Here is a 20258-nt window from a genome sequence, read left to right on the forward strand (position 1 = left end):
GAGTCCGGGTACAAGTTTCGGCGCTTGCCTATATTGGTCATTGCCGATATAAATGACTGGTGCATGCATTCGACGTTCTCGGAGACCCAGTGCGGCGACGAATCATGGAACTCCTGTCCGGCGGCGAGCGCTCGGCGGGTCAGATCGCCGAAGTCGTGGCAGCGGAGTTCGGAATCTCGCAACCGACCGCGTCCGGACACCTGCGAGTACTCCGAGAAAACGGATTCGCCACCGTCCGCAGCGAAGGCACCAGGCGTCTCTATGCCGTCGAGCCCGCGCCATTGCAAGAAGTGGACCAATGGCTCGACGGATTCCGGCAGTTCTGGAGCGGCCCTCTCGACGCATTGGCCACAGAACTCGCACGCGGGAAACGACGCGGCTCGAAGCGGAGCAGATCTTCACAATCGAATTCTTCCGACGAAGGAGACTCACAATGACCGAGATCGCGAACCAGGACACCAGCCTCACCGCGGTGGAGCGGAGCATGGGTAACCGCGACATCGCAGAAGGTTCGGCTCGAACTGCCGTACTCAAGCGCCGCTACAACGCGTCGGTCGACGACGTCTGGGATGCCATCACGACCCCTGACCGCATCAACCGTTTCTTCCTTCCGGTGAGCGGAGACTTCCAGGTGGGCGGCTCTTACGCCTTCGAAGGCCAGGCAAGTGGCGAGATCCTGGCCTGCGACGCCCCACACCTGCTGCGACTGCAGTGGACACCGCCCGGCGATCGTGGATACAGCGATCAGGTCGAGATCCGGCTGACTGCCGACGGCCCCGACGCCACCTGGCTCGAGTTGGAGCACGCCTCCGTCGCCGATGTCTTCCGTAACGACCCGGACACCGGCTGCTACGGCGTCGGAACCGGCTGGGAAGGCCCACTTCACTACCTGGGCGAATACTTGCGCGGCACTCTCCCTGATGCGCCGAGCACCGAGTGGTACACCTTCGACGAAGCAGAGGAGCTTCGTCTGGCCAACTTCCGAGGGTGGGAGTGGGCAAAGATCGAGGCAGAGCACGGCGGCCGATAACGCCCAATTCTTCGAAAACGGTCACAGGATGGCCGTTTGCTTTGTATCGTGACCGAGCTGGACGTATGTCCAGCAATTTTGGTGGCTTCCTTTCGTGCCACACCTGCTTCGGTCCACGAGAAGAGAGCTCCACATGGCGCCACAACCCGTAGTCGACAACGCGGCCACGACGCGACGCACGCACATCATCCGGACAGTTCTCGCTGTCCTCGTCATCGCACCGCTGTCGATTGCGGCGTTCTACATGTGGGCACTGTGGGATCCGGGCGACACGGTCAACCGCTTGCCCGTCGCCATCGTCAACGCCGATGCGGGCACAGAACTCGACGGAACACGTCTGCAAGCCGGCGATGAAGTTGTTGCCGCGCTCGTCGAGAGCGGAGACGTTGCATGGAAGGTCGTCTCGGAACAGGAAGCCGCCGACGGCGTCAACGACGGCACCTATTACTTCTCGGTCGTCATTCCGAAAACTTTCAGCGCGGATGTGGCCAGTGCCGCATCAGGTTCGGGCCGCAAGGCCGAACTCGACGTCTTGTACAACGACTACAACAGTCTGGTCGCCGGCCCGGTCGGTGAAAGCATCATCGCTCAAGTGCGCTCGGCGGTCTCCGAGTCGATCGGCGAGCAGTCCATCGACCAGGTGCTGGTCGGGTTGGGTGAACTCGGAACAGGATTCGGTGAAGCAGCAGCAGGAGCGCAACAGCTGTCCGACGGATCCTCCGAAGCGCTTGCCGGAACCAACGAGCTCTACGCTGGAAGCAAGGAACTCGCCACCGGCATGGGCGAAGCAAATCAGGGCGGCAAGGAGCTGGCCGCCGGAGCCGGCGAGCTGGCTGCCGGAGCTGGCGAAGCTGCTGCAGGCTCGGGCGAGCTGAGCAGCGGACTCAACCAGTTGGTCGGGGGAACCGACGAACTCGGCGCAGGCGCCCGTCAGATCAGCGAAGTGGTCGACATGGTCACCACCCCGGTACTCGACCTCGCGGGGTCCTCGGACGCCGTCGTCGGTCAGATCGACGCCCTCACGTCGATGCTTCGAAACTCGGCCGATCCGGTCTCCGCCGGACTCGTCGAAGCCCTGGCTGGACTGCGGGCTTCCCTGACTGCACAACCGTCGGACGACGACGTGATCGGTCAGCTCGGTCAGCTTCGCGACGGCGCGCGGGAAATCTCGCGGCAGCTCACTGATCCGAGCAGCGACTACCGTGGTGGGCTCCTTGCCGCCGCGGCCGGTGCAGGTGAACTCAACACCGGCCTGGGCCAACTGTCCGACGGTGCAGGCCAACTCGCTACCGGTGCACAGGAACTCTCCACCGGGCTGGGGCAGTTGGACACTGGAAGTACTGCGCTCCGTGACGGTCTCGGGCAGCTATCGGCCGGCGTCGGCGAGCTCGACGCGGGTAGCGCGGAACTCGCCACCGGTTTGTCCGACGGTGCCGCCCAGGTGCCGCAGTTCTCGGACGACGAGCGCGCCACCACGGCCAATCTGCTCTCGTCCCCGGTTGCCGTCGACGCGCGGAACAACTATCCCGCAGCCGGTTTCGGACCGGGAGCCGTCCCTGCCGTGATCTCGGTGGCACTGTTCCTGTGCGGAATTCTCACGTGGTTCGTCGTCCGTCCACGACGCGGACGTTCACTGAACTCGCACACCAGCGTGGTGCGTGAGGGGCTGCGCCGCTACCGCATTCCCGCCCTGGTCACCTTGGTCGCGGCGCTCGTGTTGTCGGTGGTGTCACTGACCGTGGCAAACGTCGAACCACCTAGTGTCCTGGCGATGATCGCAGTGATGATCCTGGTGGGTGCCGCCGCGGTCAGCTCGGGCAGGCTCTTCACCGTTGTGTTCGGAGCCGTCAACGGAACCTTCATCGCTTTGGGCGCCTTGATGATTCAGATCTTCGCCTTCGGCGCGGTGTACCCCATCGAACAGATGCCGACGGTTCTGCAGTGGCTGCACGCCCTGATGCCACTCACGTGGGCGCGCAACGCCATGCGCATGGTCCTTGTCGGATACTACGGCCCGAAATTCTGGGTGGCGGTAATCGCTCTGGCTGCCTTGGTGATCGGAGCCGTCCTGTTCACCATCTGGTGGCGCCGCCGACAAGAACCGCCGACCGAAGCCGATGACGACGCGCCGATCACCGAAGAGATCGTGTACCTCCAGCAAACGCAAGCGTGAGCCGGATCAGCGAACGAGCGTCGTACGCATCAACATGACGTTGTAGTCGGCCCACGTGGTGGCAAGGAAGTACAGATCCGAACCACTGGACCACGGGTGGATGTATGCGGCGTAGATACCGGGAACCTCGACCAGATTGACCAGTGTCTCCGGTGCCGTCCACGGACCGACCGGACTGGGAGCGGTTCGCATCACGATCGAACTGAACGCGTCGGCGTACATCGCCACGAACTTGCCGAGGAACTCGTTGTACTGAACGGAGACCTCACCGATGCGGCCGTCCATGACGGGTACGGCCGCAGCGGGATCGGCAAGGATCCAGCCGTTTCCGTTCCAGTACTCGTAGGCGGAAAGATCGAGGATCGCCCCCTCGGGCACGCGAGAAAGTCGAACCTCGCCGGATCGTCCCGCGGGGGTTCCGTAGTTGTAGACGAACCCGCCGTCCTTCACCATCGAGCTCATCTGGAAGTTCTCGCTACCGGCGACGGGGGCGACACCCGCGGGAAGAACCCCACCGATGTTGGGGCGCAGAGTTTCCGGACGAGTGGTCCACGTTTCGCCGTTGTCCGAGGAGGTGGCAATCTGCGAGTAGTTCGTGCTCCACTGCCCGGCCTCGCCCCAGTTACGCACCGACATGTAGCTCAGATACTGCACACCGTTCACTGCGATGCCGCTCGTGGGGATGCTGGAGGCCTCGACACCCGGAATCTTCAGACCGGAAATGATCTCACGCGCCTGAGCTGTGCCGTCCATCGGCGCACTGTCGATGCGCATACCGTCGGCGAGTACCCGATCCGAGCTGCGGAAGAGTACATTGCTTCGCCACTCGCCCACCAAACCGTCGCAGCCGGGGTTACGACTGAGCCCGGTGGTATCGCCGAAAGCGGTCAGAATCTGCCCCGCACCGTTGTCCCACATGATGCCCAGGTCGGTACCCAGGACATTGAAGCGATCAACGGTCTTGTTTGGACTGTATGTCCCGGTGACCTTTTCGATCGCGGCAGTACGACCGGACAGACCTGGCAACCCTCCGGTGTTGCCGTTGAGCCACGGTGCCGCATTGGCCGGACCACCGCTACTACCGACGCCACTGACTCCGACGCATCCCGGCGCAGCCATCGCCGGCGAAGCCACCGCCGTGACGGCAGCAGCTGCCAGAGCAGCAACTACCCCGAACACCCCCAACGATCTCCCCGCGCGAAACATGACTCCCCCATGGCCGGGATTGTTGGTGTTGTCGTCATTCCCCCCGAACCTCGGACAATCTAGCAACTGCAGTCACAGATAACCCAATCAGACAAAGACGCGAAAAGGCCTGAAAGTCATAGTAGTTCAGACTTTCAGGCCTTTTCGGACAGAGAAGATCAGTCAGTAGGTCAGCGCGCTCCGCTCGCACCGCCGTCGAGTGGAATCACCGCGCCGGTCAGATAAGCCCCGGCACGTGAAGCCAGGAAAATGGCAAGACCTGCAGCATCCTGGGGAGTTCCGACCCTGCCCAACGGGACCGAGTCCGCCACAGCCTTTGCACTTTGCTCGTCCTCGAGGAGGAATGCCATCATCTTCGACGGGAACGGGCCCGGCGCAATGGCATTGACCGTGATCTGTTCCCCCGCAAGCGTTGCCGCGAGCTTGCGCGTCAACATGTGCACCGCAGCCTTACTGGCTCCGTACGAGAAGTTCTCCGAACCCGACACCACGAGTCCGTCGATCGATCCGATATTGATCACGCGCGCGGGATCTTCCGCCGTGGCTGCAGACCGCAACTGCGGCAACAGCTTCTGCGTCAGGAGGAAGATTGCCTTGACATTGATGTCGAAAATCTTGTCGAAGCCTGCGGCCGGAAAATCGTCGACGGGAGCTCCCCACGTGGCACCGGCGTTGTTGACCAGTACGTCGAGCGTCGGCGAAATCTCGGCGACCTTCGCAGCGAGGCTCTCGACCCCCTCGTCCGTGGACAGATCGGCCGGATGCGAAATGCAGGTGCCGAACTCCGAAAGCTCTCGCGCGGCTTCGTCACAGGCTTCGGCTTTTCGGGCCGAAATGACGACCGTCGCTCCGCCTTCGACAAATCCACGAGCGATCATGTATCCGATGCCGCGTGATCCACCGGTGACCACAACGGTCTTGCCACTGACGTCGAACAGTCCCTCGATCAAGCTCATGCGACCTCGAAAAGCCCGGCAGCACCCATACCGCCGCCGATGCACATGGTCACCACCACGAGCTTGGCTCCGCGCCGTTTTCCTTCAAGAAGAGCATGGCCGACCAGACGAGCCCCCGTCATTCCGTACGGATGGCCGACAGAGATACCGCCGCCGTCGACGTTGTACTTCTCGGGATCGATCCCGAGCTTGTCGCGGCAGTACAGGGCCTGAGAGGCGAAGGCCTCGTTGAGTTCCCAGAGATCGATGTCGTCGACCTTCAGCCCATGAAGATCCAGCAGACGCGGAATCGCGAACACCGGTCCGATGCCCATCTCGTCGGGAGCGCAACCCGCGACAGCCATGCCACGGTAGATACCGAGAGGAGCCAACCCGCGGCGTTGCGCCTCGCCTGCCTCCATCAGCACCGACGCCGAAGCGCCGTCGGAGAGCTGAGACGAGTTGCCCGCAGTGATGGACGAATGAGCACTGACAGTCCCGTCGGCCAGAACCGGTCGCAGACTCGACAGCCCTTCCAACGTGGTGGAAGCGCGGTTGCCTTCGTCGCGGGTCAGCGTCACGGACTCGCTGCGGATCTCACCGGTCTCCTTGTCCTGCACCTGCTTGATCGAGGGCAGCGGGACGATCTCGAGATCGAACCGACCTGCGTCCTGGGCCGCTGCGGTCCGCTGCTGGGAGACGAGCGCGAACTCGTCCTGCTGCTCGCGGGTGACTCCGTAGCGCTCGGCGACGATCTCGGCCGTATGCAGCATCGGCATGTAGATCGACGGCTTGTTTTCCTTCAGCCACGGATCAGCCGCGCGGAAGTTGTTCATGTGATCGTTCTGGACCAACGAGATCGATTCGACTCCGCCGCCGACCGCGATCTGCATTCCGTCGTCCACGATCTGCTTTGCTGCGGTCGCGATGGCCATGAGCCCGGACGAGCACTGACGATCGATCGTCATTCCGGAAACCGAGTCCGGAAGCCCGGCCCGCAGCACCGCTTGCCGTGCGACGTTGCCGCCGGAAGATCCCTGCTGCAGCGCAGCGCCGAGGATGACGTCCTCGACCTCGCCGCCCTCGAGGCCCGCGCGCTGAACTGCATTCGAAATGGCATGTGCAGCAAGCTCTTGAGCCTGAGTGTTGTTGAACGCGCCGCGGTACGCCTTACCGATCGGGGTACGGGCGGTGGAAACGATGACAGCTTGCCTCATCGGGGAAACCTTTCGTCGAACACGAAGTGCTGTGCGCCTTTATTAACCGCCGGGGGTTAATAAAGGCGCACAGCAAGAATCAGGGCTGGAACACGACGCGACCGACAGTGGTGCCGTCGCCGAGGCGACCGATACCGTCGGCAACGTCCGTCAACGACAACCGCTCACTGATCAGTGGTTTGACCAAGCCGGCATCGGCGAGCCTGGTGAGCTCGACGTGGCAGTCGTCGATGGCCTGCTGGTTGTAGGCCTTGTACAGCCCCCAGTGCAGTCCGATGATCGAATAGTTCTTGATGAGAGCGTGATTGAGTGCCGGCTGCGGGATCGTGCCACCGGCGAAGCCGATGATGACGATCCGTCCCTCGAAGGCGATGCACTTGGTGGACTTCGCGTATGCGTCGCCGCCGACCGGATCGAAGACCACGTCGGCGCCCTTGCCGCCGGTGAACTCCTTGACCGCTGCCACGAAGTCCTCACTGTGACGGTCTACGACGAGGTCGGCGCCGAGCTTGCGCGCGTACTCGGCCTTGTCCGGGCCGCCGACGACACCGATCACCTTGGCGCCTGCCGCCTTGCCGAGTTGCACTGCCGCACTACCGACACCACCCGCAGCAGCGTGGACCAACAATGTCTCACCCTCGAGCAGTTGGGTGCGGCGATGCAGAGCGAACCACGCTGTCTGATAGCCGATGCTCAGAGCGGATGCTTCCGCGTCGTCGAGAGCCGACGGCGCCGGGAACGTGTTGTTCTGATCCAGTACCGAGTACTCGGCGAATCCGCCGGACGGCAGACTCGGATTACCGATCACCCGGTCCCCCACTGCGAATTTGGTCACCGATTCACCGACCGAGACCACTTCACCACACAGTTCGACACCGGGTGTGAAGGGCAGCGGCGGCTTGATCTGGTACTCACCGCGGCACATGAGGACGTCGGGGAAGTTGGCCGGAGCCGCCAGCACCTTGACCAACATCTCCGTCGCATTCGGGGTGGGATCCGCGGTCTCCTCCAACGCGAGCACATCGCGGGGTTGACCGAGTTCGTTGACGCGCCAAGCCTTCACAGCAATTCTCCAGACAGATAGTGGGTGAGTTTCAGGACGAGATCGGGAGGTCGACCAACTCGGCGAGGCGTGCCCGATGCTGATACGCGGTTCCCAGCGACAGCTGATCGCTCTTCGCCCGTTTGAGGTACAGGTGCGCCGGATACTCCCACGTCATTCCGATACCACCATGAAGTTGGACGCACTCCTCCGCAGCATGAACCGCGACGCCGCTGCAGAATGCCTGGGCCACCGTCGCTGCGATCGCCGCATCGGCGTCGCCGCGTGAATAGGTGTCCGCCGCATAGCGTGCTGCCGCGCCCGAAGAGCTGACTTCGAGCCAGAGATCGGCGAGGCGGTGCTTGATCGCCTGGTACGAACCGATCGCCCGGCCGAACTGCTTGCGCTCCTTCACATACGCGAGAGTCGTTTCGAGGCACCACTGAGCTACAGCGAACTGTTCGGACGCCAGAAGTGCGCTTCCGCAGAGCAACGCTTCCTCAACCGCTTGCGCCGCATTGCCGCTGTCGACACGGACCGACGACGAACCCGAGAACTCGACGTCCGCCAATCGGCGCGTCATGTCCAGGGACAGAACCGGCGTGACGGTAGCGTCGGCGATCCGAACGGTATGCAGCTCCAGGCCGCTCTCACCGGCAACCGGAACAACAAGAACATCGGACTCGGCGACGCCGGCAACCGTCGTGACGCTGCCGACGAGTCCACTCGCCGTTGCCTTGACAGTAGGTGTGAAAGTTCCTGGTGCAGTGGACAACGGGACGACCAGAGCAGCCGTCGAATCCCCCGCTGCCAATTGACCGAGCACCTCGGTCTCGCCGGCCTTCAGCAACGCCGTCGTCGCCAGCACCGCGCTGGTGAAGAACGGAACGGGAGCGACCGCACGTCCGATCTCCTCCATCACGACCGCCGCCTCACGCGTCGACGCACCTGCCCCGCCCAGTTCCTCGGGTACCAGCAGTCCCGCCAAACCGAGTTCCGACGCCAGCGACTTCCACAGCCCGGTGAAGTCGGCGGACACGTCGTCGTACGCCGTGACCACGGTGTCGGCGCCGGCCCGCTCGCTCAGCAGTCGTCTGACGCTGGCTCGCAGATCTTGTTCGGTCTCGGAGTACAGCAGATCGGTGCTCATCGGGGTAGGTCCTTCCAGGCGATGTCCTTGTCGACGCGATGCTCGGGCGGCAACCCGAGTACACGTTCTGCGATGACGTTGCGCAGGATCTCCGACGTTCCGCCCTCGATCGAATTGCCCTTGGCTCGCAGGTACCGGTATCCGGGTTCACGCCCGGTGAAGTCGACGGAATCCGGTCGACGCAGTGTCCAGTCGTCGTAGCGCAGACCGGCTTCGCCGTGCAGTTCGAGGTCGAATCCAGAAATCTGCTGGGCCAAACCGGCAAACGCGAGCTTCATTCCCGAGCCTTCGGGGCCGGGCTGGCCGGCGGCGAGCTGCTGGCGCAGTCGCTCCCCGGTCAGACGCGCAACTTCGGATTCGGTCCAGAGTCGCATCAACTCGTCGTGCATCGCCGGGTTACGCAGCTCGGGCTCGTCACGCCAGGCCTGAGCGACCTTTCCGATCATGCCGCCCTCACGCGGTGCGCCCGAACCGATGGCAACACGCTCGTTGTTCAGGGTGGTGGTCGCAACCTTCCACCCCTGGCCTTCGGCTCCGAGGCGATTGGCGTCCGGAATCCTGACGTCCGTGAGGAATACCTCGTTGAATTCGGCCTCGCCGGTGATCTGACGCAGCGGCCGGACATCAACGCCCGGATCGGTCATGTCGCAGATGAAGTAGCTCAGACCCGCGTGCTTGGAACGTGACGGATCGGTCCTGGCCACGAGAATCGCCAGCTGCGCATTCTGCGCGCCCGACGTCCATACCTTCTGCCCGTTGACTATCCAGTCTTCGCCGTCGCGGACGGCGCGGGTAGCAACGGCCGCGAGGTCCGACCCTGCGCCCGGTTCACTGAACAGCTGGCAGTAGACCGTCTCCGCAGTCCACAACGGGCGCAGGAACTTCTGCTTCTGCTCCTCGGTGCCGAAGGCAGCGATGGTCGGTGCCGCCATGCCCAGTCCGATCCCGTTCTTGCCGGTGGCCGGGCCCGGTGCACCGGCGGCCTCCAGCTGAGCGTTCACCTGACGCTGAAAGCTCTGCGGTACACCGAGTCCCCCATGACCTTCGGGGAAATGAACCCACGCCAGTCCGGCGTCGAATCGTGCGCCGAGGAAGTCCGATACCGACACGCTGTTCGGATCGTTCTCCGCGAGAAGCGTGTTCACCTTCTCGGTGAGATCACGCGATACTGCCTCTTCGTCGAAAGCCATGCCCATTCCTTCGGTTCGAGCGGTGAGCGGACGGTCAGTCCTTCGGTCCACCGGCGACGTAGACGACCTGACCGGAAACAAAGCCTGCGCCTTCGCTGACAAAGAACGACGCGGTGTGCGCGATGTCCTCGGGCTGTCCGACGCGATTGACCGGAATCTGCGAAGCGGCAGCGGTCTTGAAGTCCTCGAAGCCGACGCCCATGCGCTCGGCCGTTGCGGCGGTCATCTCGGTTTCGATGAATCCGGGGGCAATAGCGTTCGCGGTCACGCCGAACTTGCCCAGCTCGAAGGCCAATGTCTTGGTGAAGCCCTGCATTCCGGCCTTCGCAGCGGAGTAGTTGACCTGTCCACGATTACCGAGAGCCGACGTGCTCGAGAGGTTCACGATGCGGCCGAACTTCGCTTCCACCATGTACTTCTGCACCGCACGCGACATGAGGAACGCTCCGCGCAGGTGGACGTTCATCACCGAATCCCACTCGGCAACACTCATCTTGAACAGAAGGTTGTCGCGAGTGATACCGGCATTGTTGATCAGCACGGTAGGTGCACCCAGGTCTGCGGCCACACGATCCACTGCTGCAGCAACCGAAGCCTCGTCGGAGACGTCAGCGCCGACGGCCAGCGCCTGTCCGCCTGCGGCCTTGATCGCGTCGACGGTTCCGGCACACGCCGCTTCGTCGAGGTCGAGCACGGCGACGGCAAAACCGTCTTCCGACAGTCGCTTCGCTACTGCCGCACCGATTCCGCGTGCTGCACCCGTGACAATTGCGGTTCTACGTTCCTGGCTCACTGGCCCTCCATACTTTCGTGATTCGACGGACACCGGACGATCTCGTCAGATCCCGGCCTGATCTGCAATTTCCCTGGCTTTGGCGACCAAGGCGTCAATACGTTCCACGGTGGGAGTTCCGCTCTCGGCGGCATTCTGCGGTTCGTCGCGGGCGCGACGCATCACGCCCTCGGCGATCACGGCAATCTTCCACAGTCCCAACGTGTGCCAGAACTTCAGCGCAGCAGGATCCCGTCCGGTGGCCTCGAGGTAGATCCGGGAGATCTCCTCTCGCGAGGGGAATCCCGGGAGTGCCGACGCCGGGAAATCGCCGCCGGTATTCTCACCAGCCGCCGGCCAGTACGCCAACAAGCTTCCGACGTCCGCCAACGGATCACCGAGTGTGCACAGTTCCCAGTCGAGGGCCGCGACAACTTCGCCGTTGCTCGCCGAGGTGATCACATTGCGTAGGTGAAAGTCGCCGTGCACCAACGCGGTTTCAGTGTGATCCGGCTGGGCTGCAATCAGGCGTCGGGTGAGATCGTCGAGATCAGGGCATTCCCGCGTCTTCGACTGTTCCCATTGACCTCCCCAACGCTTCAACTGCCGTGCAGCGTAGGGCTTGTGGCTTGCCAGGTCGTCGAGACCGGCCTGCTCGAGGTCGACGGCGTGTATCTTCGCCAGCGTCTGAGCGAGCGAGATTCCGATTGCCCGGCGACGATCTTCCGACAACGCCTCCGCAAGAGGCATTCGGTCCACCACTTCGCCGTCCACGAATTCCATGAGGAGCAGCGGAACTTCGGTGACGGCAGGATCCTCGGTCAACCCGAATACTCGCGGCGAAGGCACGTCGGTGGATTCGAGAGCGCTCAGGATTCGAGCCTCACGCGCCACGTCGTGAGCCGAGGCCAGCAGATGCCCCAGCGGTGGGCGTCGTAGCACCCAGCGATTGCCGTCCTGATCGCGAACCAGGTACGTGAGATTCGACTGCCCCAAGCCGATTCGATCGAAGGACAACGGCCCGGAAAAGTCGATCCCCAGGCCTGCGATCCACCCGGTGACCGCTTCGGTATCGAGTCCCACTACTCCGACGCTAGCCACCGACGGACGCTCCCTGCCGGAACGGGAGTGCGTCACCCAACAACTGGCCACCGTCGATGGTCATGATCTCACCGGTGATCCACTGGGCTGCATCCGAAACCAGGAAGGCAATGGCAGCGGCCACGTCCTCGGGTTCACCGATGCGTCCGAGAGCAGTCGACGCGGACACCGCTTCTTCGTGTTCTTTCCACAGAGCTTCGGCGAGTTTGGTTCTCACCACTCCCGGCGCAACGGCATTGACACGAATCTTCGGTGACAACTCGAGCGCCAACTGCTTGGTGATGTGGATCAGAGCAGCCTTCGACGCGTTGTACGTACCGATTCCCGCCTCGAACGCCATGCCGCCGATCGAAGCGGTGTTGACCACGGAACCACCGTGCTCGCCCATCCAGGCCCGCGCTGCGAGGCCGGTCCACAGGACTGGAGCCCACACGTTGACGTCGAAAGTCTTGGCGAAGCGCGAGTGATCCTGGTTGATGATCGGCCCGAACGACGGGTTGGTGCCCGCGTTGTTCACCAAGATGTCGAGACTGCCGAAACGCTCGATCGTCTGCTCGACGCACTTGCGTGCAGCATCCTCGTCCGTCGCGTGAGCGCCGACGCCGATCGCGTTGCCGTTCACCTGCGCGGCGGCCGCATCTGCGGATTCCTGTGAGCGCGAAGTCAGTACGACGTTTCCGCCCGCCGCCGCAATCGCCTGCGCGGTCGCGAGGCCGATGCCCCGCGATGCGCCTGTGACGATGGCCGTCTTACCGGTGAGATCCAGTCCTGCCATGTCAGTTCGCCTTGACTTCGCGGTACTTGCGCAGTTCCTGCTTGGCGATGGCGCGCTTGTGCACCTCGTCCGGGCCGTCGGCCAGGCGAAGGGTGCGCATGTGGGCGTAAGCCATCGCGAGCGGGAAGTCGTCGGTGACGCCGCCACCGCCGTGAACCTGGATGGCGCGGTCGATGATCTTGAGCGCGATGTTCGGTGCCGCAACCTTGATGGCTGCGATCTCGGTGCGCGCTTCCTTGTTGCCCACCGTGTCCATCATGTGTGCGGCCTTGAGCGTGAGGAGTCGAACCATCTCGATGTCGATACGAGCCTCGGCGATCCAGTCCTGGATATTCGCGTTGTCACTGACGGGCTTCCCGAAGGTGATGCGGGTGGATGCGCGCTTGCACATCAGTTCCAGTGCGCGCTCGGCCATTCCGATTGCACGCATGCAGTGGTGGATGCGGCCGGGGCCGAGGCGGGCCTGGCTGATCGCGAATCCTTCACCCTCACCGGCGAGAATGTCCTTGGCCGGGACGCGCACGTCCTCGAAAGTGATCTCGCCGTGTCCTTCGCGGTCCTGGTAGCCGAAAACCGGCAGGTTGCGCAGGATCGTGACGCCGGGAGCATCGATCGGCACGACCATCATCGACTGCTGACGGTGGGTGGCGGCATTGAAGTCGGTCTTACCCATGACGATCAGAACCTTGCAGTTCTGGTGCAAGGCGTTGGAAGCGAACCACTTACGGCCGTTCAGCACGTACTCGTCGCCGTCACGGTCCATACGGAGCTGGATGTTGGTGGCGTCGGAGCTGGCAACCTCGGGCTCGGTCATCGCGAAAGCGGAACGAATTTCGCCTTCGAGAAGCGGCTTGAGGTACTTCTCCTTGTGCTCGTCGGTGCCGAAGAGCGTGAGCACCTCCATGTTTCCCGTGTCCGGAGCGGCGCAGTTGGTGGCCTCGGAGGCCAGGTGGCTGCGGCCCATGATCTCCGCGAGCGGTGCGTATTCCAGGTTGGTCAGGCCGGGGCCCCATTCGGGATGGGGATGGAAGAGGTTCCACAGCCCGCGGGCCTTGGCTTCCTTCTTCAGGTCGTCGATGATCGGCGGCTGAAAGTGCGGGTTACCGGACTCACGCATCTGCTCTTCGTAGACCGCTTCGGCCGGGTAAACGTGCTTGTCCATGAAATCGAGCAGTTCGGCCTGGTACTTCTTGGTGCGATCCGAGAACTCAAACACTGACATGTGAACTCCTGACAGAGAGGGAAGGAAAATTGGGGGCTCGATGTTCGAGATGGCTGTTGACACCCTCGACGACATCCGGGCCGTGAAATGCGTTCAGCATCAGCGATTCCGCATGCCTGGCGGAATCAGTGAAGGTCGAGTGCGCGTCGGCACTCATCTGAGATTTGATGACGGAGAGGGACGTCGGCGAGCAGTTCGCCGCGATGTCCTCGGCGTAAGCAATCGCCGCATCCAGAACGTCACCGCCGGTGACCAGGTGGTCGACCAGACCGATGCGGTACGCCTCGTCGGCGTCCACCATCCGGCTGGAAAGCAGAAGATCGACTGCTCGACTGTGCCCGACCAAGCGGGGCAACATCCAGGAGATGCCGTACTCCGCAATCAGGCCTCGACGCGCGAACGCGGTAGTGAATCGTGTTGCGCTCGAACCGAAACGAACGTCGCAGTACAGAGCCTCGACCATTCCGAGCCCGGCAGCGACGCCGTTGACGGCGGCGATCAGCGGCTTGCGGATGGTGGTCGGGAAATGACGGTCTCGCGGCCGGACAAGATCACTTTCGGAGACTTCGCCGACGTTCTTCAAATTGCCGAGGTCAGCCCCCGAGCAGAATCCTCGGCCGGAGCCGGTGACAACAATTGCTCGGACACTGGGATCTTCGTCTGCCACGGCCAGAAAGTCGTAGTACTGATCTTCGAGCTCGTTGGTCCACGCGTTGAGAACGCGGGGCCGATTGAATGTCAGAACCAGCACCGCTCCTCTCTGCTCGGAGAGGACGAGTTCCTCGGTCATCGTGTTCCCGCGAGGAGCGACGCCTGGTACCGGCGCATCCCGCGCAGCCAACGGTCGTAGTCGGCGCCCTTCTGCCGGTACATGTCCAGCACGTTCTTGTGCGGAAGGATGAGAAATTCTTCGGCATCCACTGCCGCAAGAACGATTTCGGCGCATTCGGCAGGCTCGAGAACATTGCCTGCCGCAAGCACGGCTCCGGTTGCGGCCTTGCCGACCGGATCGCCGGAGTTCTCACCTTCGTAGAGAAGCTTGGTGTTGACGCCCATCGGGCACAGGCAACTGACGCGAACACCCTGATCTCCGTAGGTGATCGAGAGCCACTCGGCAAACGCGACCGCGGCATGTTTGGTCACCGAGTACGCGGCGGACCCGACCTGACTGAGCAAGCCGGCCGCAGAGGCCGTGCTGATGAAGTAGCCCTCCCCGCGCTCCGTCCAGCCGGGGACGAGGAGCCTGGCAGCGCGAATGTGGGCGCGAACGTTGACGTCGATCGTCGTGTCCCAGACGTCTTCACTGATGTCGAGGCCCATGCCACCGGTAACGCCGGCATTGGCGAAGTAGAGGTCGACCGGGCCGAATTCCTTTTCCGCCTGCGCGATCAGGCCCGCAATGACCGCCTCGTCGGAGACGTCGCCACCGGCAGACACGGCCGCTCCGGGACGCTCCGCGTTGATCGCCTCTGCTACTGCCGAAGCTGCTGCCCCGTCCAGGTCAGCCACTACGACGCGAGCCCCCTCGGCAGCCAGTCGCTCGGCCAGTGCACCGCCGATTCCCCCGCCGCCACCGGTGACAATTGCTACCTTCTGGGCAACCTTCATGAGCGATTCCTCTCGCTTGCGTCATACCTACGCGCTGACAGTGATCCACGTCTCCCCTCATGTATAGTTGAATCCGGCGTCAGTTTCAACCGTCGAATCGCGACGGTCACCCGAACGGCCCGTTCCGTCCTCCTGAACTGCGAGTAAAGGGATAACGATGACTGAAAACCAATTGCCCGTCCGCCCGTCCACCTTCGCCGAGCTCGAGAAGCTCATCGGCCAGGAACTTGGCCCGACGGAGTGGTACGACATCACCCAGGAGCGCATCAACGCGTTCGCCGAAGCCACAAACGATCATCAGTGGATTCATGTCGACCCGGAACGAGCCGCATCGAGCCCGCTCGGCAGCACGATCGCGCACGGACTCTTCAGCCTCTCACTGGGACCCCAGTTCTCCTACCAACTCATCCACTTCGACGGCTTCGCCCACAGCCTCAATTACGGCTACGACAAGGTTCGCTTCCCCGCTCCCGTTCCCGTGGGATCCCGGGTCCGGATGCGCGCAACCGTCGTGTCCGCGGAGCAGTTGCCCGGCGGAATCCAAGTGAAGATGAGCCAGGTGGTCGAGCGCGAGGGTTCCGACAAGCCCGTCGTGGTCGCCGAATCCGTCGCTCGCGTCGTCGAAAAGAGCTGAACCGAAAAGAGCTGAACCGAGACTGGGACGCCCGGCCGCTCGAACATCGATGCAGCCGGGGCGGCCCACCTCGTCAGAGACGGTCGGGGAACTTCAGAGCGTTCGCCCACAGATCGGTCACAGTGGCGACAATCTGATCGAACTCCGGTGAACGCCCGTCCACCTCACCCTCACGAAGGGTGAACAGACTGTAGGCGAGTCGACTCACCATGCCGGACAGAGCAATCGACGCCGTCATCGGATCCAGCGCCGTGTCCGCGATGCCGCGGGACTGCAGATCTGCGATCCCGCGGGCATTACGGCGTATGAACGCATTGGCACGCTCGCTGCGGAACTTCCGGAACTCCGGGTCGATGTGAGCAACCTGCTCCATGAGCCCCATCAACTTCGCATTGCGTTGATACGCGGCCAGATACGCTCGATTACTTGCCTCGAGCACGGCGTACGGATCGTCCGCGCTCGCAACGCGTCCCATGCCCGGGTGCATCATGTCGTCTCGCGCGACCTCGAGGACGGCGGCGAACACCTCTTCCTTGTTCGCGAAGTACGTGTAGAACGATCCCGTCGCGCAACCGGCTTCTTTGGCGATGTCGATCAAACGTGCATCGAGATAGCCACTGCGCTCGAAAACCTTACGGGCAGCAGCAACCAATGCCGCACGCGTGCGTGTCCCCCGCTCGGTGGTCGGTCGATCCCGGAGCAGCGCGGGCGGAGCCACCGGTAAGGCGGCAATTCGCGATTCGTCGTCGAGCACGGTGCGCTCCTCATCCTTCCGATCAACATCATTTTCGGGACAATCCCAGCAGACTCGATGTTGACGCCGGATTCAAGTGTACGCTCTGGTGAGACCCAGGACACACAATCGGTCGATTCCTCCCGAAAGGCAGAACCATGGTTAGCGTTCTCGACCCGGTGACCCGTCACGCGGAAGCCACTCCGGAAAATATTGCAATTCGCGGCACGGATAGTCATTGGACATACCGACAGCTTCACGACGCGTCTCTGGCGTTTGCCGGCCGCATTCGCGACGAAGGGTTGAGCATCGGCGACCGGGTTCTGCTCGCGGCGCCGTCGGTGCCTGAATTCATCGTGGCGTACATGGGGATTCAGGCTGCAGGTTGTGTCGTGGTGCCCATCAACACGATGTCGGCGCAACCCGAAGTCGAGTACGTACTGGACGACGCCGAGATTTCGCTGGCGATCGCCTGGCACCAGCTCGGTCCCGCAGTTCAGGATGCAGGGAGTGCGCGCGGCGTCCCGGTGTGGACGCTCACCGAAGAATCGGCGAAGGCCGACCATCCACCGGCAACGGTGGTCGACCGCGACGCAGCGGACACCACGGCGATTCTCTACACCTCCGGTACCACCGGACGTCCGAAGGGCGCTCAGCTGACAGTCGGGAATCTGTTGTCTGCCGGTGAGATCGGCGCCGAGAGCAGCCGCGGAAATCCCTCGGACCGCACCGGTACCGGGCTGCCGCTCTTTCACATCTTCGGCCAGGGTTCGGTCATGATGGCAACCTTCACCGGCGGCGGATCGCTGTCCCTGCTCGCCCGGTTCGACCCGGCCGCCATGCTCGATCTGGTGCGTCGGGACAAGCTCACCATCATGGCGGGCGTCCCCACCATGTGGAATGCCATGCTGCACGCCGCAGCCGACGTGGACAGCTCCGACTTCGAACAATTGCGGATCGCAATCTCCGGTGGCGCATCACTTCCCGGTGAAGTCGCTCGCGCCTTCGAAGCACGGTTCAACTGCACAATCCTCGAGGGCTACGGCCTGACCGAGACGAGCGCATTCGGAACTTTCAACAGCATCGACCGCGTCGCAAAGATCGGATACACCGGCCGCGCCGTACCGCGCACCGAGGTCGAGGTCCGTGATCACGACGGAAATGTCTGCCAGGCAGGCACAGTGGGCGAGGTATTCATCAAAGGACCGACGGTCATGAAGGGCTACTGGAGGCGCCCGGCCGACACGGCCGCCGTCCTGTCCGACGACGGATGGTTCCGCACCGGAGACCTCGGCGAGACCGACGCCGACGGTGACCTTCGCATCGTCGACCGCGTCAAGGACCTCATCATCCGCGGTGGATACAACGTCTATCCAGGCGAGGTCGAAGAGGTGCTCTACCAGCACCCCGACATCATCGAGGCCGCGGTGATCGGTATACCCGACGACTACTACGGCGAGGAGGTTGCGGCGGTGGTGGCCGTACGCCCAGGCTCCGACCTCGAAGCAGATGACGTCACCTCGTGGGCTCGGGAACGTCTGTCCGCCTACAAGATTCCGCGGGTCGTCCAGTTCATCGACGCGCTCCCGAAGGGTTCGACGGGAAAGATCCTCAAGCGATCGATCGACCGCACCGAACTCCTCGCCCAGAAGCAGAACTGAAAACACAGGTGAACCCCGGCGAGATTTCGCCGGGGTTCACCTGTCCATGCGCTCAGAGTGCCCTGTCCATACGCTCAGAGTGCGTCGAAGTACTCGATCTGCGGGGCGCCTGCGAGGAAGGGCGCCATCGCCTTTCCCGCGGCCTGGAAATGCTCGGACGATCCATGGGCCTTGATCGCAGCACTGTCTTGATACAGCTCCATGAACTTGTAGGAATTCGTATCCGTCTTCGAGCGGATCAGTTGATACAGAACCGTTCCGGGCTCTTCCGTGCGCACCTTATCGGCAAGTTCGGCGACTACGGCTTCGAACTGTTCGCCGCTTCCGTCTTTGACGGTGATATCCGCGATGACAGCAATCATTCATTCCTCCAAAAGTGTTCCAGCAGTATTCGAGTGTTACCGAGAACCTACAGTTTCACTGCATGGGCAGTAGTCCGAACGTCGATTCCAACTGACTGCGAGTGCTTTCCGCATCGGTGTGGAGAATGCCGGCGATCCCCAATCGTGCCGCGCCGTCGAGGTTCTGTTGCAGGTCGTCGATCATCACGGCGCCTTCGGGCGCAACACCCAGCCGCTCGCACGCGATGGTGTAGATCTGACGAGAGGGCTTACGAATCCCGACTTCCGAGGAGATCACCACTTCGTCGGCGAGGTCCTCGAGCACAAAACCCGCGTAGCAATCACGCCCGAAAGCATTGGACACGAGCGCAACAGGGTGACCCGCCGCCCGCACGTCCGCGAGCAGACGCACCATCTCCTCGTCTCGAATCAGCCCGGCTTGCATACGGTCGACCAATCCAACGCTGTCGACGACTGCGCCGTGCGCTCGTAGCCGTTCCCCGAATCCTGCTTCGAAGGCCTCCTGGTCGATCTTTCCGGATTCGTGATCGGAGAGCAGTCTCTTCGAGACGTCGTCGCGGGAGAGCAGGGTCAACGGAAGTCGTGGGTCGCCCCCAAGCGAGGCCCCGAAGTCTTCGAAGGCCTGAAGAACACTGGAGGTGAGAACTCCACCGAAATCGACGAGCACTGCCGTACGCGTAGGTGTCATTGCTCCATCAGACACCAAACATGAACCCGGCGTCAACATCAGTTTTGGCGCAGCGAGAATTGTAAAGTGTTGATCCACAACCGGTTGACCGTATCGAGCAGACCGTCGAAGGTCACTCCGGCGGCGCCGTCCTCGCCGCCGCGGGATACGAAGTACCCGAACGCAAGTCGACTGATCATCCCGGAGAGTGCCCGAGACGTCAGTAGCGGATCCAGATTCGCGTCCGCCAGTCCGGCTTTCTGCAGCTTCTCGATACTGCGCGCGTTGCGTCGAACAAACGCGTCAGCACGCTCGAGGCGGAGAACCCGGAACTCCGGATCGATGCTTGCTACCTGCTCGAGCAGTCCCATCAGCTTCGCGTTCCGTCGGTACGCCTCGAGGTACGCGCGGTTACTCGCCGCGATGACCTCAGCAGGATCCGCGCCTTTCGGAGTGTGCGGCATACCCGGATGCATCATGTCTTCGCGTGCCAACTCCATCACTGCCGCGAAGATCTCTTCTTTGCTCGCGAAGTAGGTGTAGAAGGTACCGGCCGAGCACTGCGCCTCCACAGTGATGTCGATCAGCCGCGAGTCCAGATAGCCGGACCGTTCGAAAACGGTGCGGGCCGCATCGATCAACGCTCGCCGCGTACGCAAACCACGCTGAGTGGAGGGGAGTTCCCGTGACACTGTCGACGAAGCATCTTCGGAGCCTGTGCGTGCTGCAGCCATGCTCCAGTTATACGTCAGACGCCCGCTACCGGTGACCGATAGCGGG

At 62.8% G+C, this 20258-nt stretch carries 21 protein-coding genes; 5 read left to right on the plus strand and 16 right to left on the minus strand.

Going from position 1 to position 20258, the window contains the following annotated elements; genetic code table 11:
• Positions 1 to 59 precede the first annotated feature (59 nt).
• The 3 genes from KTR60_RS26185 to KTR60_RS26195 all read left to right on the plus strand — a co-directional run bounded on the left by KTR60_RS26185 (position 60) and on the right by KTR60_RS26195 (position 3203).
• Positions 60 to 437, plus strand: coding sequence for an ArsR/SmtB family transcription factor (locus KTR60_RS26185; protein WP_003942971.1), 378 nt, complete (start codon positions 60 to 62; stop codon positions 435 to 437).
• Positions 434 to 1030: an SRPBCC domain-containing protein gene (locus KTR60_RS26190; RefSeq protein ID WP_047269425.1), complete on the plus strand. Its 597-nt coding sequence runs from the start codon at positions 434 to 436 to the stop codon at positions 1028 to 1030. Before KTR60_RS26185 ends, KTR60_RS26190 begins: the two co-directional genes overlap by 4 nt.
• A 133-nt stretch (positions 1031 to 1163) precedes the next feature.
• Positions 1164 to 3203 (plus strand): YhgE/Pip domain-containing protein, encoded by a 2040-nt coding sequence (locus tag KTR60_RS26195; protein WP_208690162.1) that lies wholly within the window; start codon positions 1164 to 1166, stop codon positions 3201 to 3203.
• A gap of 6 nt (positions 3204 to 3209) precedes the next feature.
• On the opposite strand, the gene KTR60_RS26200 is transcribed toward KTR60_RS26195, so the two are convergent.
• The 12 genes from KTR60_RS26200 to KTR60_RS26255 form a co-directional block, all read right to left on the minus strand.
• Complete coding sequence (locus KTR60_RS26200; RefSeq protein WP_161120569.1) at positions 3210 to 4409, minus strand: DUF4185 domain-containing protein; 1200 nt, start codon at positions 4407 to 4409, stop codon at positions 3210 to 3212.
• A gap of 170 nt (positions 4410 to 4579) precedes the next feature.
• On the minus strand, positions 4580 to 5365 hold the full coding sequence (locus KTR60_RS26205) for a RhlG family 3-oxoacyl-ACP reductase (protein WP_007730838.1): 786 nt from the start codon (positions 5363 to 5365) through the stop codon (positions 4580 to 4582).
• A complete protein-coding gene (locus KTR60_RS26210; RefSeq protein ID WP_003943187.1) occupies positions 5362 to 6561 on the minus strand; it encodes an acetyl-CoA C-acyltransferase in 1200 nt (399 codons plus the stop codon). The genes KTR60_RS26205 and KTR60_RS26210 overlap by 4 nt, the downstream gene beginning before the upstream one ends.
• Before the next feature lie 79 nt (positions 6562 to 6640).
• Positions 6641 to 7624 carry an NADPH:quinone oxidoreductase family protein gene (locus KTR60_RS26215; protein ID WP_003943088.1) on the minus strand — a complete coding sequence of 328 codons (984 nt, stop codon included), beginning with the start codon at positions 7622 to 7624 and terminating at the stop codon, positions 6641 to 6643.
• A 31-nt stretch (positions 7625 to 7655) separates the two neighbouring features.
• Positions 7656 to 8753 carry an acyl-CoA dehydrogenase family protein gene (locus KTR60_RS26220; protein ID WP_228401419.1) on the minus strand — a complete coding sequence of 366 codons (1098 nt, stop codon included), beginning with the start codon at positions 8751 to 8753 and terminating at the stop codon, positions 7656 to 7658.
• Positions 8750 to 9943: an acyl-CoA dehydrogenase family protein gene (locus KTR60_RS26225; RefSeq protein WP_058226902.1), complete on the minus strand. Its 1194-nt coding sequence runs from the start codon at positions 9941 to 9943 to the stop codon at positions 8750 to 8752. The genes KTR60_RS26220 and KTR60_RS26225 overlap by 4 nt, the downstream gene beginning before the upstream one ends.
• 34 nt (positions 9944 to 9977) lie before the next feature.
• Positions 9978 to 10736 (minus strand): 3-oxoacyl-ACP reductase FabG, encoded by a 759-nt coding sequence (gene fabG / locus KTR60_RS26230; protein ID WP_042446291.1) that lies wholly within the window; start codon positions 10734 to 10736, stop codon positions 9978 to 9980.
• 45 nt (positions 10737 to 10781) lie between these two features.
• Positions 10782 to 11816 carry a phosphotransferase family protein gene (locus tag KTR60_RS26235; protein WP_058226901.1) on the minus strand — a complete coding sequence of 345 codons (1035 nt, stop codon included), beginning with the start codon at positions 11814 to 11816 and terminating at the stop codon, positions 10782 to 10784.
• The gene (locus KTR60_RS26240; RefSeq protein ID WP_007730827.1) at positions 11809 to 12591 is read right to left on the minus strand and encodes an SDR family oxidoreductase; all 783 of its coding nucleotides are present in this window, start codon (positions 12589 to 12591) and stop codon (positions 11809 to 11811) included. Before KTR60_RS26240 ends, KTR60_RS26235 begins: the two co-directional genes overlap by 8 nt.
• Position 12592: 1 nt before the next feature.
• A complete protein-coding gene (locus KTR60_RS26245) occupies positions 12593 to 13813 on the minus strand; it encodes an acyl-CoA dehydrogenase family protein (protein ID WP_019745701.1) in 1221 nt (406 codons plus the stop codon).
• Positions 13800 to 14603 (minus strand): enoyl-CoA hydratase-related protein, encoded by an 804-nt coding sequence (locus KTR60_RS26250; RefSeq protein ID WP_054187500.1) that lies wholly within the window; start codon positions 14601 to 14603, stop codon positions 13800 to 13802. Before KTR60_RS26250 ends, KTR60_RS26245 begins: the two co-directional genes overlap by 14 nt.
• Positions 14600 to 15421 (minus strand): SDR family oxidoreductase, encoded by an 822-nt coding sequence (locus tag KTR60_RS26255; RefSeq protein WP_054187501.1) that lies wholly within the window; start codon positions 15419 to 15421, stop codon positions 14600 to 14602. The genes KTR60_RS26250 and KTR60_RS26255 overlap by 4 nt, the downstream gene beginning before the upstream one ends.
• A gap of 157 nt (positions 15422 to 15578) precedes the next feature.
• On the opposite strand from KTR60_RS26255, the gene KTR60_RS26260 reads away from it, so the two are divergent.
• Positions 15579 to 16055, plus strand: coding sequence for a MaoC family dehydratase (locus KTR60_RS26260; RefSeq protein ID WP_003942878.1), 477 nt, complete (start codon positions 15579 to 15581; stop codon positions 16053 to 16055).
• 73 nt (positions 16056 to 16128) lie between these two features.
• Here KTR60_RS26260 and KTR60_RS26265 read toward each other — a convergent pair whose 3' ends face one another.
• Positions 16129 to 16809 carry a TetR/AcrR family transcriptional regulator gene (locus KTR60_RS26265; protein WP_054187502.1) on the minus strand — a complete coding sequence of 227 codons (681 nt, stop codon included), beginning with the start codon at positions 16807 to 16809 and terminating at the stop codon, positions 16129 to 16131.
• Between the two features lie 137 nt (positions 16810 to 16946).
• On the opposite strand from KTR60_RS26265, the gene KTR60_RS26270 reads away from it, so the two are divergent.
• The gene (locus tag KTR60_RS26270; RefSeq protein WP_064113685.1) at positions 16947 to 18449 is read left to right on the plus strand and encodes an AMP-binding protein; all 1503 of its coding nucleotides are present in this window, start codon (positions 16947 to 16949) and stop codon (positions 18447 to 18449) included.
• Between the two features lie 74 nt (positions 18450 to 18523).
• Here the strand turns inward: KTR60_RS26270 and KTR60_RS26275 are convergent, their stop codons facing one another.
• The 3 genes from KTR60_RS26275 to KTR60_RS26285 are packed head-to-tail and all read right to left on the minus strand — an operon-like array spanning position 18524 to position 20212.
• Positions 18524 to 18811 carry a putative quinol monooxygenase gene (locus KTR60_RS26275; RefSeq protein ID WP_042921579.1) on the minus strand — a complete coding sequence of 96 codons (288 nt, stop codon included), beginning with the start codon at positions 18809 to 18811 and terminating at the stop codon, positions 18524 to 18526.
• 55 nt (positions 18812 to 18866) lie between these two features.
• Complete coding sequence (locus KTR60_RS26280) at positions 18867 to 19499, minus strand: HAD family hydrolase (RefSeq protein ID WP_065351528.1); 633 nt, start codon at positions 19497 to 19499, stop codon at positions 18867 to 18869.
• 38 nt (positions 19500 to 19537) lie between these two features.
• Positions 19538 to 20212, minus strand: coding sequence for a TetR/AcrR family transcriptional regulator (locus KTR60_RS26285; RefSeq protein WP_003943027.1), 675 nt, complete (start codon positions 20210 to 20212; stop codon positions 19538 to 19540).
• Positions 20213 to 20258: the final 46 nt, after the last annotated feature.

Source organism: Rhodococcus sp. C1 (genome assembly GCF_020809065.1).
GTDB lineage: Bacteria > Actinomycetota > Actinomycetes > Mycobacteriales > Mycobacteriaceae > Rhodococcus_F > Rhodococcus_F qingshengii.